This window comes from Photobacterium sp. GB-56, from assembly GCF_003026105.1.
Taxonomy (GTDB): domain Bacteria; phylum Pseudomonadota; class Gammaproteobacteria; order Enterobacterales; family Vibrionaceae; genus Photobacterium.
Window position 1 is genome coordinate 31,470 of the sequence record NZ_PYNW01000007.1, and the last position, 16,021, is coordinate 47,490.

6 protein-coding genes are annotated in these 16,021 nt (G+C 38.1%); 3 read left to right on the forward strand and 3 right to left on the reverse strand.

Annotated elements, in window-relative coordinates:
* Positions 1-106: 106 nt before the first annotated feature.
* From C9J42_RS11480 to C9J42_RS11490, 3 genes are all read right to left on the reverse strand, one after another.
* Positions 107-4,504, reverse strand: a complete 4,398-nt coding sequence (locus C9J42_RS11480; RefSeq protein WP_107302017.1) for a M36 family metallopeptidase — start codon at positions 4,502-4,504, stop codon at positions 107-109.
* A 403-nt stretch (positions 4,505-4,907) separates the two neighbouring features.
* A complete protein-coding gene (locus tag C9J42_RS11485) occupies positions 4,908-7,208 on the reverse strand; it encodes a patatin-like phospholipase family protein (RefSeq protein ID WP_107208294.1) in 2,301 nt (766 codons plus the stop codon).
* Between the two features lie 167 nt (positions 7,209-7,375).
* Entirely contained in the window at positions 7,376-9,376 is a 2,001-nt protein-coding gene (locus tag C9J42_RS11490; protein WP_107208293.1) for a replication initiator protein RctB domain-containing protein, read from the reverse strand.
* Positions 9,377-10,733: 1,357 nt separating this feature from the next.
* On the opposite strand from C9J42_RS11490, the gene C9J42_RS11500 reads away from it, so the two are divergent.
* From C9J42_RS11500 to C9J42_RS11510, 3 genes are all read left to right on the forward strand, one after another.
* Positions 10,734-11,948, forward strand: a complete 1,215-nt coding sequence (locus C9J42_RS11500; protein WP_045085008.1) for an AAA family ATPase — start codon at positions 10,734-10,736, stop codon at positions 11,946-11,948.
* Positions 11,949-11,955: 7 nt separating this feature from the next.
* On the forward strand, positions 11,956-12,930 hold the full coding sequence (locus C9J42_RS11505) for a ParB/RepB/Spo0J family partition protein (RefSeq protein ID WP_107302018.1): 975 nt from the start codon (positions 11,956-11,958) through the stop codon (positions 12,928-12,930).
* A 100-nt stretch (positions 12,931-13,030) separates the two neighbouring features.
* Positions 13,031-15,124 (forward strand): tRNA(Met) cytidine acetyltransferase TmcA, encoded by a 2,094-nt coding sequence (locus C9J42_RS11510; RefSeq protein ID WP_107302019.1) that lies wholly within the window; start codon positions 13,031-13,033, stop codon positions 15,122-15,124.
* Positions 15,125-16,021: the final 897 nt, after the last annotated feature.

Sequence of the window (16,021 nt, forward strand, 5' to 3'; positions counted from 1 at the left end):
TTGATAATTTAAGAGTCATTATAGACGCTAAGAGTAAACATACGATTTAACCAACAAAAGAAAGCCCCGCTAAATAGCGAGGCTTAAATGTGTCACTTATTAACAATTAATGACGTAATTCATCGAGTGGATAAGCATCTAACTCATCAGGGACTTGATCATCATCATCATCATCATCTTGGATATCAGGTTTCTGATCGTTATCCGTATCAGTTAAGTGAGTACGCGTAATAATTTCATACGATACACCACCAATTTCTTGATTATTACCCGCAGCCGTTGTACCTAACTGCATCACATCAAGATGGTAAAGTGCACTTTCTTTGTCTGTAATAGGCATAGGATCGGCGCTAAAGCGTAATTGCACATTTGCTTCATTAGCATTACCTGTTGGGGTTTGTAAATTACGAATAATAAAGGGTAATTGAGTGATCTCTTGCCATTCATCAACGCCTGTAAACTCAAGCAAATTAATCGCTAATTTACCACCATCAACTAAGAAGCGTTGCTGTTCATCATGACCTATTTGCAAAACAATCTGTTGATTATTCGTCTCGATCCCTCTAGCAATAAACGATATTTTTTGCTGCTGATTAATCAATAAATCAACCACATTCATATTCCGCCATGCAATATTATTGTTCTGACGGGTGTTATAGTTAATGCTCGCTGTTTCAGGGAAGCTCATTGGATCTTGTGGGTTAATTAATCGTGCCACTAAACAATAATGTCCCGTTGTTGGTGGCTCCCAAGCAACTGTCGCTTCTACATCAGCCCCCACGGGTAGAGTGCCGATGGTATCAGTACCCAGCAATGTCCAATCCGCAGGCCACGTTAATCCAGTAGATGCATGTGCCCAATACACTTCAACAGTGGTATTAAAGGCCGTTGCTGCACCACGGTTTTTCACATTAACGTAAATTTCATTTTTCTGGCCAAACTCTGGATTTTGATGCGGACCAGGGCTACCTGCAACCACACGGTTCCAAATCGCTTTACTGCGCCACATCGATTTACCAACCATATTGGCATCAGGCTCATTGCCCGTATCAGGTGCAGGACCAAAGTAATCATAATGGGTATCTTCAACCCACACATCAGCAGTCTCGTCACATGAGCTTGGAATACCAAAGCCATTAGTAACATTTAAACTATTACTACTTGGTGATATTGCATCAACACCAAGTCCAAAGCCTGCAAACGTACGCCAGATTAAGCACACATCTTCACCCGAATAGTTATCGATAGCAGCTTGGATAATACCGTCGCGTGTATCAATAAAGCTTGGTGAACAAATGGTATTTTTCAACCCTTCGGTGAAATACAACATGGCACGTTGGTTACCGCTTCCCCCTAATGAATTATACAAGTTAATATCAAAACCATGTTCATCAACCAATGCCCAGTACACTTCCCATGCCGCTTGTGCCCATACAGAGCCGACCCCATGAGGTACTGACATACCTGAGGTAATACTTTCATAAGTATAATTATTTATCGTTGAATCAGTACTGTAACGTTGCGGACGTATACCAGCACCCGAGGTTGGTTGACCTAATACATAGGTCCCCATCGCACGAGGATCGGCCCCTGTGAGCCCAGCTGGTTGAGTCATCATTAAGGCATAAAGATCACTGATCCCTTCTGATGGTCGTTGGTAATTACTTAAACAATTTACATTGGCAGGGCCACCGACTAAACGATTTGAAATACCGTGAGCATACTCATGGACAATAATCGCATTATCAAAATCACCGTCACGCTGTGGAGTGGTATATGACCATAGGTACATTTGCATTCGAGGGCGTGTACCATCAGCAGGCGTCCAGAAGTTAGCATTATTCATTCCCCCCCCATCTTGCGCTTCGGCTTTAACATCATCGCCACCAGCACCGGGTGCTCCATATTGATTGACTTGGAAATTCCCTGAAGCTTGATCAAAGCCATATAGATAGGTGATATCGTGAATAATGTTATTCCAGTGGAATAAGTTTGCTACAGCCGCATCGCTGTTGTCTTGTGGTGGTAGAGTAAAATCCAGTGGGAAGACACAACTTATACCTGCCAAACAATCAGGTTCGACTCCTGTTGGTGAACCTGAATTATTTGAATCATTATACGCATGAACATTGTTACCTCGCATGATGGTATATTCATTGCCAATGGTGGCATTTATATCATGCCATCCCCATGGTGAACCGGGACTTGCCGCCGGATTAACTTCAATTTGTCGAGCGTTAACAGGTGTTGCATGATTCGGTGATTCAACAGGATATTGGAACACTTCATAGCTGTGCTCATCAACCTGATCAAAGTAAGCGAGAAGTTCACCACTATTGGCATCAACCAACATTTGATAGACATGACGTTGATCATGAGTAAAGAGTAAGAAAGACCATGCCAAACGTAGTTCATCATTTTTGACTGGCATGTAAACTAATTTAGCGTCAATCGGCTCTCTTGAAGCACTGGCGGCATTAACTTTTGTTGCTTGATCATCTGCGCCAAGATCTTCATTTTCAATGGTTGGCTGGTGGCGAACCTTGATCCCTACTTTTTCAGCCGCATTTATGATCGCTTGCTTAATCGTTATGGTGGGTGCTTGCTTACTCAAAATCACTTGATCAATATGTGGTGAGAAGGTGTTATTCACACTTAAGATACGACCATCACGATTCACATTTACTTGTAGCAAAGCATTAAAGACATCACGCCCATGGATTTTTTGTTGTAAGTAAAAACGCTTCGCACCTGTCGCTGCAGTTTCGTAAACTTGTTGCTCTACATTGGCAATATCGGTAGGTGATAAATGTAATAATCGTCGATTATCTTCAAGAAAATCCATTACCACTTGCTCTGTGGTTTTACTTGGATCAGCATCAGTCAAATAGCCTGTCTGATTATAAAGAACACGCGCTACACCTGTGCGTTTTTCATAATCAATTTTCACCGGCGGTATTCTTACCATCATGTCATTAGCAAGGTTTATTTGCTCTGTACTGGGTAAAATATTGATATTTTCAGTTAAAGATACCCGCGTATCATAGTTTCTTGATTCAACAGCATCTGCTGGTGGTGATTCAGGGATCATTAAATATAAATCAACATTATTGATGCTTAGAGGTGCAGCATTAACGACTTTTTCAGCAACATAACCAATCGCTTTAGCCTTAATATCGTGTTCACCTATAGATGTATTGAATACCAGCGCACCATCACTGGTCGACGGATCTTCCCCAGTTACACCAATAGGAGTTGCTGCATCATCAATAAAGATTTGAGCATCTTTAACAGGGTTACCGTTGACATCATAAACATTCACCACAAAATGGGCATTAAGTGCCGTTACAACATCAATCGTTGTATCGTTAAACGTCACCTGACAGCCTAAGGTTTTATCATTGTGCTCTAAATGAAAACTCTCTGAAGTACAACTTGCAAATGCAACAGTCGGATTATCCGCGGTATCGAAAAATTTTAATGTTAAAAACAAACCATGGATCTGTGTTTGAGCAAAATTCAAATTCATCGGTAGCGTTGCGATGTAACTATCAGGTGTATTTGGATCTTGGGTAAATATCACTTGATCATCAAACACTATCATATTGTTAGGATCTAATAGCTTAAGCTCAGTATTAAGATCTGATAATTGCTGAACATGGGTAATAATCGAGTTAGGAATTTTAACCGTGATATCTGTAGTCTCTCCTTGCTCATTAAATGTAATGACGCTGACCCCCATCAATGGAACCACATCATAATTCGCAATAGCAGTATTTTGATCAATATTTAATACTTGGTTTGGTATATCTAAATGTCCCACTTTTTCAGTGTCATTGTAGAAATTAATATCAACGAAATAGCTACCATATTGGATATTAAAAAAAAGATCAGATTGCGCTGAATTTTTGTTGATTAAAAACTTCATTTCTTGATTATTATCAAGCCCAATACCAACAATAGGGGTTCCTAAACCTAATAAATTTAATTCGTTAGGATCGACTTTAAAAAAGAGTTTAGCCATTTCAGGATTAACAGAAACGTCAATATCAAGTTTGCCTAATACAGGGGTTAAATTCATCGCAATAGGGGAGTTACCATCGACAATATTGGTGTTCGCTTCACCATGATATTTTTGTCCATCATGCTCAATATCAAGCATAAGATCATAATTACCCGGTGTTAAGCCAACCGTTGTTTCCGATTCCACTTTAAACGTATCAAGATGTAGATACGCTTTCCAATCGAACTCATCGACAGCATTCGTAGCTGTATTCGTTGCTTGTAAAGTCCCCACTAATAAGATTGGTGATGAAGTATTTTTTCCTATTTGTTCATTTTTTGTGGAGGGGATAGCCATACGAAATGCAGTGAATTCAGGAGTAAAATCAATGACTACAGTTTTACTATCACTACTGGGTGCTACTGTATCTTCACTGCTACCATTACAACTCACAATACTTATTAGCATTGCGAGCCATATAAACACTCGGATAATTTTCATGAGCAAGCCTCTATTTATCTCAGTTTACTTTGCGAATACAAATTAACTTTGTGATTATAGAAACGGTTTATTTTTTATTTGTCTTGTTTAAAAGAAAGAAAATACTTAATAAATAAGTACCATTGAAATATTAAAAATAGGATAAATATAACAAGTAATTAAATAAAATATTAGTTAAAAAAAAAGCGAGCAAGATGCTCGCAAACGTAATATACAATACAAAAGTGATTATAATTCAAGATCCTTCTTAAATAATTAATCCTTAGTACGATAAGACAAAGGTTATATCGGTAATTATTTTGCCATATACGTAGATATATTTGTCATAACAATGTAAATACACAACATATTCAAAATTAAAATAAGCAAGGTTAAGTAAATTTACTTAACCTTGCTTTATTGATTACCACGAAGAGCCAAGAGAAAGGTAGAACGAGTTATTGCCGTCTTCTGCTTGACCATAACTCAAGTAAACAGGACCTATAATAGAGTCAACAGCAACATAAACACTGCCTGCAGTCACAGCTGAGCCCCAAGACATTTCTGAAGATTTAGCCCAAACTCCCCCATGCTCTAAAGACCCTCCCACATAAACAGGTAATTTAAATGCGCCAAAGTTATTATCCATGACACGATAACGATAGACAATGCTAGTAAATGCACTGTAACGGCCATTTAACTCGTAACGGTGATAACCAGATAAATTAAATAAGCCACCTAACGCCTGAACAAATATCGGTAATATTTCGTCTGAATCAGATCCAGCCGTTTTCGCATTTAACACCAAGGTATGTCGATCATAAGTAAACGGTTTTTTAATCGATAAGTTATAAAAAGTGGTATTGCCATTTACTTCACCCTTATCTTTATACTCACTGGTTGTTTGGTTATAACCCGTAGTTGCATTCGCATATAAACCTTTTGACGGAAAATAGAAACTATCTAAGTCATCATAAATTAAGTTTATATAAGGGCCGTGCACGAAATAATTCTCTTTATCTCGTTTTGAAAGGACCGTGATAGAGCCTTTTTGAACACTGTATCCAAGAACTGCTTCTGCTGATGATTTTAAATTCCAACCAATAGCAGCATAACCATTAACATGTCGATATTCAGTTTCGATATTAAACCGATCATCACTATTCCCATCGACATAATTAATAGTAGGACGATTGAATTTCCTTACCTCGTTACTTGCACCAGCACCAATTTCTGTAAAAAATTGCTGTTTATAATCGAGTGGGAAATAAAATTCAGTATTGATATTTTTCCAACTACCTAATGAGAACTCTGTTAGCCACTCTCCCCCTTTATCAGTGAGATCGGTATATAGATATTGAGCACCAAAAGAGAAGTTTGAACGATTGACAAAATCATCTTCGAACGCCAAAGTAAAGTTTAAATACCCCGGTCCCCATGATTTTTCATTAATATCCATATCAAGCACGTTTTCGCCGTTTTCTTGCTTAATTTGGTAAGTAATTCGACCATAAACATCTTCACTTTGTAGTCGTTTAACTGCTTGCTCTAATTCTTCATTAGAAATTACTCGACCAGTTTTTAAATCCAACTGAGACAATAAGGTTTTTTCAGGTAAACGGGTATTATTCTTTATTTTTATCTTATCAATGTAATAAGCAGAAGCTGCGGTTAATTGGCTTCGACGATTTTGTTTTTGTTTAATATAAGCTTGATAATCGTGATCTGATAATTGATAACGAAGTAATTTTGGTAGCGAAGCCGTTGCCACTTTCCTTCCCGCTAAATATGCTTTTTTCATTTGATCAAAATCAGCGGCAGTCATAAATGACACATCAGGCTGGAGATATACATCACCTTCGGCCATGAGACTTTTTTGCAGATCAGCACTCGCATTGGTCATATAAGTCGTTAATTGAGCAACGATATTTAACGCACTATCAAGATCTTTACTTGGCATTAAATTATCACGTAAATCAACCGCAATAATGGCATCAGCACCAAGCACTTTGGCCACATTAACAGGCATATTGTTAACAACACCACCATCAACCAATAGTTTCCCATTTAAGTGAACCGGCTTTAACGCCCCTGGTACTGTCATTGATGCTTGCATTGCTGTCGCTAAATGACCTGAACTTAATATAACAGGTTTCACTTTAGCAATATCGGTAGCTACACTTCGATACGGGATTGCGAGCTGATCAAAAGATTTTAAAGCAGGAAGGTTATCAGTCACATCTCGTAGAATTTTAGCAAATCCTTGACCTTGAAATGCGCCTGAACGCGATTTAAATTCACCATTCAGGTCGAGACCAATATCAGTATGTAATTGATATCTATCACTTTGCTGCTTTCTACGTAACGTAAGATCGTTACGACTAGCACGATCGAGGTAACCTTCTTCCCATTTAACACCAAAGGTACGACGTTTTACTTCTTTAGCACTTAACCCCATGGCGTACATACCGCCAACATAAGCGCCCATACTGGTACCGGTTACGATATCAACAGGAATGCGGTTTTCTTCTAGTACTTCCAGTACGCCGATGTGAGCAGCTCCTTTTGCACCACCACCGCTAAGAACAAGTCCAATCCGTTCTCGATTCAGTTTGGGACGTTCATCTACACTCGCATATACTGTAAGAGACTGTACACTGAGTGCCATAAATAATACGGTTTTTATTATTCTATGCTTTTTCAACACCATGAAGTTCCCAATCATTTAGCGCTATCACAATGAAAATATTTTAACCAACGAGTTCCTCTCATCGTTAAAATATTCACTAAAACTACGAATCGCTTAATAAAATACACTAAATACTAAATATTCCGTTAATAAAATGAAAAAAGAGCGTACAAAACGCTCTTTTTCTTTCTAACGCAACAGCTTTAAATGCCTTTGGCGACATCATCAAGTGCTTTTAAAACCTGCTCATTAATATGGCCTTCATGGACAAGTTGACAGACTTTTCGTCTAACAGCTAAGCCTGAAATTAAACGTTCAATCGATAAATGACGTTCGTCTTGGCGACTGTTATATAACTCAACGGTACGACTTAAAGTTTCATAACTGACTTTTTGACCAGAAACATATAACCAATCTAGCTTCTCTAAGTATCCGTGGCACTCTTCAGTAATAACTGATGATGGATGACCAGTCATTGCAGATAAAGCCGTTATGCTTCGCTGCAGCGCTTCTGGTGAGGTATATTTAGATAACACAATCGTTAATTCATCTGCATTAATCTCAACAAGATGCTTACGCAACTTAATACGACGCCCTAATCGGCCTTTCGGACGCGGTGCCTTTCGCTGAATCGGTTCAAACTCACCATCAATAATGGCGGATAATTGTTCTAATTCTTGCTTTGGCATGATCTCATTACGTAACGGGTTTGGCATTGTTGGTGCCATCGTACGCTTACCTTCATTAGTCGTTTTAGCACGTGAATATCGGATCACTTCATCAGCATCACATTTAATATCAATACGATAATCTGTGTAACGTTTATCAGGCTCTTCAGCACTGATCGTTAAATGGTATCCCCATAAATTCACCGCAAAGATCGTTTCTGTTACTTTTCCTTCAGCTAATTTTTTCAATTCTCGAATAAGATCAGAAGAAAAACGTCGCCATTCAATATTTCTAGCAAGCTTTTGATTTAAATCACTTAAAAGCATAGAGTCATTGACACGACGAGACATGCGACTACGGAAAAAAGTATACAATTGAAACACAAGCGTATGCTGACGTAAAATTTCAGGTGGAAACAAGAAAAAATAATCGCGTGTTAATAGTTCATCAAAAAATGACGGTTCCCACACCAAAATATACAAATTAGGTTTGATCCTGATCTCACCATCTTCCCCTTCTTGAGGCGCTTCTTCTGAAGCCGTGATCGTTCTAGCAATAAAACGAAAACGATCACTCTTAAACCCTTCAGGCATATTTTCACTTAGCCAACGACCAGTGAGTTCGTGTAATTGAAAATCAGTAAATTCAATACGATCAATACTTTCTCGAATAGAATCGCGTGCCGGGCCACTGTCCTTTTTGCCTCGTAGAGCCAAAATATCAGTGATATAGACTGGCGTCTTATTTACCATCGATCGCGCTTGAATTTCATAATCAGCGATATGGTGATCATGGTACTGAACCGTTAGGGTAAACAACGCAAACAGTGTCATGAGATCATCCACCGTCATGATCGACTTTGATGATCGTGTCTCAATGATCGCTTTCGTACCACTGATCGCAACCATTGATTTTTGATAACTTTTTTTAGTTCTCGGTGGCGCTAACGCTTGATCAATGATCCCTGCCCAGCTGGTTGGTGAAACCACAATTTGATCAGCTTCATCAGGCATACTAGGTGGGGTGCCTAAACCATGTTCTGTCAGTAAGCGTCGATTAACATGATTTTGTGCTAATGCTTTTGAACGTTTTTGTTTTTCTTTTTCTTTAAATTGGTCTGATTGTAAACTCCCCGTGCCCAATTGAGAGATCAGCAAAGATGGATTGATGAAGTGATGCAGCATGGTTTTACCGGCTAAGCCTTCTTCGAACCTTACAGGCTGCTGATTAAATAAACCAACACTCACAGCTGCACGTAAACGTTGCTGAATTGCCGCTCGCGTTAATTGACCTTCCGTTGCTTCAACAAGTTCAGTTGTTGATACATAACCATCTTTGCTTGATAAACCACGTAGCGAAATAATATTGAGCAATTCAATAATACTTTTGGTGACCCCTTTGAAATGTTGATATTGCGGAAGCCAATCGACAAGATTTGAATGGATCAAAAATAAATGACCATCTTTGTGCGATCTAGGGGCTTCGATCAATATTTTTTCAATTGGGGCATTTTCACTATTACGAGGTTGTTTCATTTGTCATTGGCCGTAGATTCATCATCTTTCCGCAAAGATTAATAGAAAAAGATCAATAAATAAAGTTTTTTATTTAAAGATTTTTAATACTGATCTTTATGATTAATTCTGATCTATTTGATTAACTGATCTAATGATCAGGTTCTATTTTACAATGTAACATTTTGTTTTAAAAGAAGATAAAATAGTGACGTTACGGAACAATGATCATGGTTTTATCGGAAGTGTGATCAACAGTTGATTGAAAACATGATCATCATAACATAGGAAGCATGATCATCTGGATTCTGAAACGATGATCAACATTCAATTGAAAGCATGATCATAATAGATTCAATGCTTATTCACAGGGTTATCCACAGTAATCCTTTATCTGTATTGATTGATCTTTAATTCCACGCTGTAAAAGTCATTTATTAAGGCGTTTTTAGTCGGAACAATGATCATGTAAGTGCCGTTCGAACCATTTTGTTTAAATTCTATTCACTTTTTAAAGTCGGATAAAAAGTAATTACCGCGACCATAACGATTAATCCATATTACATTGATTCGTTATGTTGCTAAAGAAGTGCCTATTTTGTCGTTTAATATTAGGAAAAATGATCAAGTAAATGAATCTGCATTTCAAATATCTGTACTATTTATTCAATATTGACCTTTTGGACACCTTCTAAGGGAGGTTTTGTGTTCTAAACCCTTATTGAACCTACATTCACCGTAACTTATCACCTTTCGATCATGCTTCCGTAACTATTGTTGTAAGGCGCTAGCGCCTCCCTTTTACCTTGATCATTTTTCCTGAAAATTTGATCTTATAATCGATTGAAGTTCTGATTTATATTGCCGTTAGAGCACTTGATCATCGTTTCGTGATCGCAGCTATTTTCTCGGAACAATGATCAAGATTTTGTTCGCTCTATTTCGACTTTTAGGTGATGAGATCTGGCTTTATTTGCTATTTCATAATTTTTTTAATGAAATAGCTATGAAATTATTCAATTTCATCATAGTGTTAGATCTTATCGTTATTTGTCTAATTTTAGCTGTATCTGAAATTGAAATAACATCTCCCGTAACTTAGCTTGTTTTTCTCATGCTTCTGTAAATACCTAGCTAAAATCAATTTACATTGTAAAGTTGTGACGCTGTAACACTTTAAATCTGTCTCTTATTTCGAGTAGTTAATCACATAGTTAACGTCATAAAATGTTCAAATATTTATCTCATATCTGCTTTTATCAAACATAAAGCTTTTTGACTTTAGATTAATATCACACTGATTGTTCAGCTTTTTATTGTTATGTTCTGTGTTTGTTGTACAATATTGCTCAGTCTATCATCATGGCGAAGAGTGATAATGAATAGGGAACAGACGATCCAAAATTTGCTCAACATTGCAGAGCAAACAAAACAAGTACAAGCGGACCGAATTGAGATTGTTTTAGAAGAGCGTCGTGAGGAGCTATTCCCTCCGATGTCTAAGGCTTTAATGGAAACACGCTCAGGGTTAACAAGACGTAAACTTGATGATGCAATTTCTCGTATGGAGGCTGATGGTCATCAATTTACGAAAAATAATGCTAATCACTACTCTATTACATTAGAAGAAGCCCATAAGCTGATGAAAGCGGCAAAAAAACCGGCTTTTCATGAGAGAGAAGGAGCTGGCCGTAAACCTTGGGTTGTTAATGTTCAGAATCAGAAAGGTGGTACGGGTAAATCAATGACAGCGGTTCATATCGCTGCTTGTTTAGCATTAGATTTAGATAAACGCTATCGTATTTGTCTTATCGACCTTGATCCACAGGGTTCATTACGTCTGTTTTTAAACCCTCTTATAAGTGTGGGAAAACAAGAAACGATTTATTCCGCTGTTGACGTTATGCTTGATAACGTACCTGATGGCGTTGAAATGGATAAAGATTTCTTAAAAGATAATGTGGTTATGCCAACCCAATATCCTAACCTTAAAACGATAGCGGCCTTCCCTGAAGATGCGATGTTTAATGCTGATGCATGGCAAGATCTTGCAGTAAATCAAGACCTTGATATTGTTCGTTTACTCAAAGAAAAAGTCATTGATCCAATTGCAGATGAGTTCGACATTATTATGATTGATACGGGTCCTCACATTGACCCACTGGTATGGAATGCAATGTATGCATCTAATGCGTTAATCATTCCTTGTGCTGCAAAACGTCTTGACTGGGCATCTACTGTTAACTTTTTCCAGCATTTACCGACTGTTTACGAGATGTTCCCTGAAGATTGGCATGGTTTAGAATTTATTCGTTTAATGCCGACAATGTTTGAAGACGATAATAAGAAGCAAGTTTCTGTGTTAACTGAAATGAATTACCTGCTTCGTGATCAAGTTATGATGGCAACAGTGCCACGTAGCCGTGCATTTGAAACTTGTGCTGATACCTATAGTACGGTATTTGATTTAACGGCAGCAGAGTTTGAAGGGGGTAAAAAGACCCTTTCAACCGCCCAAGAGGCTATTCAACGCGTTGGTTTAGAACTAGAACGCGTTATGCATAGCCACTGGGCAAATCTTAACGAGGAGTAACTAACAGATGGCTATTAAAACAACTGATCTTAATGCTCGTCTGTTCGGTAAAGCGGACAAACGTCGCGCGACTAATGTAACAGAAGCACAAACAGCTGCGCGCGATAAAGCTGCTGTAATAGAATTAGCGGTAGCGGGTGAAGAAACAGTTGCGTTTGAATTAATCAAAATTAATGCAGATGATGTCAGTACTAAAACCATTGTTTTTGCTGAGAATGCACGTGAACAAGCATTTTTAAATGAGCATGCACTCGCTGATATATTATCGACATTGAAAGATCGTGGACAGCAATATCCCGCTGTTGGTCGTTGGTTAGATGATGGTCGTATTGAAGTTTTAGACGGTAGCCGCCGTCGAATGTCTTGTATTTTAGCTCATAAAGATTTCTTAATTTATGTTGCTAAAGGCATTAATACTGAACACGCTAAATTTTTATCTGACGTCGCTAACGCTCATAAACCGTTAAGTTTATTTGAGCGTGGTAAAGAGATGCAACATCTCCTTGATAGTGGAAAAGTTGCGGATCAAAAAGAGTTAGCGCGTTATTTACAATGCAGTGAAGCCCTGGTGAGTGGTGCTTTAAAAGCGGCAAGTTTACCGATGGAATTGCTGATGGCTTATCCTAGCGTTGGCGAACTTGGCCGTCCTACGATAGTTAAACTTCACCGTGTGTTTTTTGGCTTAGATGCTGAACAACAGAAAAAGATGATTGAAGAGCTAAGTGCAGAAAATACGGCACTTTGGAAAACAATCAAAGCACAAGGGATCAGCCGTATTACTCGCGAAGTGACGGTTAAACTTGAAGAGATGGGTGATGCACTTCAGCCAAAAGCTGTTGTTGAAAAACCTAGTTCTCAAGAGCTTATTAAAGGTAAAGTAAGTTATACCCGCGATGGTGATAAGTTACAGTTACGTTTGAAAAAAATGAGCGATCGCCAAGTCAGTGACATTCTTGATTATTTAAATGATTATCTGAAATAATCAATTCTTATTAAAACCACGCACTCTAGCGTGGTTTTTTTTCATCTCAATTTTGTTTCACATGTTATGATCTCAGCAATCATGTTGTTCAGGTTATTGTATGTTATCACTTCTTCCTACGTTTATTTCTAAGCTTCATGGGGACTCTCTTGCAGCTAATTGCCGTCGACTTGTTATTGTTGAAGGTGATCTTTGCTGGTCAACTCAGATCACGCAAGTATTTTCTGAACACTATTCAGCGATGCTTTGGGCGGGTGATAATGTGCCTGACTCTATGCTTCATTGTCCTTTTAAAACAGCGAAAAAGTGGTTGGGACAAGAAACAGATTGTATTGCAATTAACGCTCATCACGGTATTGATGCGAATGTTATTGGTGCGTTGTCCGGCACAATAAAAGGGGGCGGGGTAATGTTATTACTCTTACCTCTTGGATGGAAAACCGATGCTAATATTTCTCCATTTATGAAGCGGCTATCATTACTGTGTGCAGATCCTGATGTGATTACGTTATACCAAGATACGCCTATTCCGATATTTAAACCTTGGATTCACCAGTCACCTAATAGTGTTGATTTTATCTCTAGTGCTCCTCGGTTTTGCTTATCGCAACAACAAGAGCTCGCGGTAGATGCCATTATCAAAGTTGCTGTTGGTCATAGGAAGCGCCCGTTAGTTTTATCGGCTGATAGAGGGCGAGGTAAATCGTCATCGTTAGGTATTGCTGCTGCCGAATTAATGCTAACGCGTAAAATGAAAATTGCGGTGACGTCTCCTTCTTTTGCTTGTGCATCTACCGTTTTTTCGCATGCCCAGCAACGCTTGGTTGACGCTGATACCACTCACCCTCATCGCTTATTATGCCAAGGGAGTGAGCTACATTTTATTGCGCAAGATGTTATTTGTGATGTTGCAGATAATTATGATTTTATTCTTGTCGATGAAGCTGCAGCGATTCCTGGTGATACCTTGATCGCGCTATTGAATAGACATAATCGGTTAGTCTTTGCCACGACGATTCATGGTTATGAAGGGACAGGGCGTGGTTTTGAAATTAAATTTAAGCAAGCCCTCAATAAAAAAATGCCGCAGTGGAAAGCGCTTCATATTGAGCAACCTATTCGTTGGCAAGTCAACGATCCGTTAGAGCAGTGGGTTTTCAATGCATTACTGCTTAATGCAGAGTACGCAACAATAGAGACATTATCTGATGCGACCATTTCTTATGAACGCGTTACTAAGTCAGAGCTTGTTGCCAATAAAAATTTATTGTCTCAAATAGTTGGTCTATTAATTCATGCCCACTACCAAACCTCTCCCAATGATGTTCAACAACTTCTTGATGATGCTAGCCAACACCTACTCGTCGCCCGTACGGAACAACACGTGATTGGTTGTTGTTTGCTCGTCAAAGAAGGCGCGTTTGATGAGGATTTAGCGCAAGCGGTTATGCTTGGACAGCGAAGAATCAAAGGGCATTTATTAGCGCAATCTATCGCAGCACACCTAGGTTTAAAAGCGGCAGCGAAACAGTCTTGTTATCGAATATTACGTATTGCTGTTTTACCGGCACTTCATCGTCAGGGGATCGGTCATCAGTTATTATCTCGTGCTGAGAAGTACGCTTTGTCGTGCGGCGTTGACTATATTGGTACAAGTTTTGGTGCTTCTGATGAACTAGTAAATTTTTGGCATAACGCAGGTTTTACTCCTATTCGTTTAGGCATAAATAGAGATGCGGCCAGTGGGCTTCATTCATTACTCTGCGTTAAGGTATTCAATCCTTACTGCTATGATTCTTGGTTCAATGATGCTGCTCTTTTATTTTCTGCGAGTTTTTGCGCTCAAAGAGTAGAACAGTTTCAACAACTGGCACCTGAATTATTTCTTCGTTTATATAGAAATGGGAAGACTCATTCAATTGATTATCAACTTCCTGAACCCTTTATTCAGTCTCAACTTAAAGGCTTTTGTTTGGGGGCGTTAGGATATGATTATGTGGTTGCAAGTATTGAAACAAGGTTATCATCTTATTTACTAAGTGATGATTGTACTCGAAATGAAGAATTGTTTTTTGTAATCGCAAAAGTGATGCAGCGCCAAGCTTGGACTGATGTTATCTCTACGTTCAAATATACTGGACGAAAACAAGCAGAAAGCATTCTTCGCCAATTTGTCAGCGAGAATCTTATCTAGTGATGGCTTCGATTTTGGGAGTACTGTTTACAGTGTAAATTGTTTCTCTCTTTTATTTACAGTGTAAATTGGATATTCACTTTACACTGTAAATTACCCGTTTATTCTTTTCTTACTTCTTACTTCTTACTTCTTACTTCTTACTTCTTACTTCTTACTTCTTACTTCTTACTTCTTACTTCTTACTTCTTACTTCTTACTTCTTACTTCTTACTTCTTACTTCTTACTTCTTACTTCTAAGCGCCTCTACAGAACTTGCCTTGTATATTTTATTTTTACCGTAGAATGGTGCTTTTTATTTCTTCCGTCGAAAAATATTTTTATATTAATTTGTGGCGTTTGGAAGAGGTAGCTGATACTCACTTATTTAATTGAAAGGTTGGGTGATAACGTATGTCCTTACTGTAAATTATATATGCAATCTAATGTATATAGTAATTTACAGTGTAAATATTTAAATTGCTGACGAGTATTTACACTGTAAATATAATGAATGATGGTTAATTGTTTATTAATATTTTCTAGATGCTAGATGCTAGATGCTAGATGCTAGATGCTAGATGCTAGATGCTAGATGCTAAAGTTGAAGTGCTATATTTACACTGTAAATGAAGAACCAGTTCTAACTCGTATGATTTTTCGAGAATGAATTATATTGTGAAAATCGATAAGACGATAAAAGAAGGGGTAACAATTAAAGCATTGATAGGTTGGGACTTGAAAGTGCACTTATTTGCCGTTGTCCAATTCAAACCGTGATTAGAGTGATTAAAATAAGGCAGAACCTTCACCTTGCTTTCTTGAAATTAAAAGCTGTGATAACGATTTGCATCCTATAAGTTGAATCAGTTAGATAATAAATAGAAATAAAAAAACCAGTACAAAGGTACTGGTTT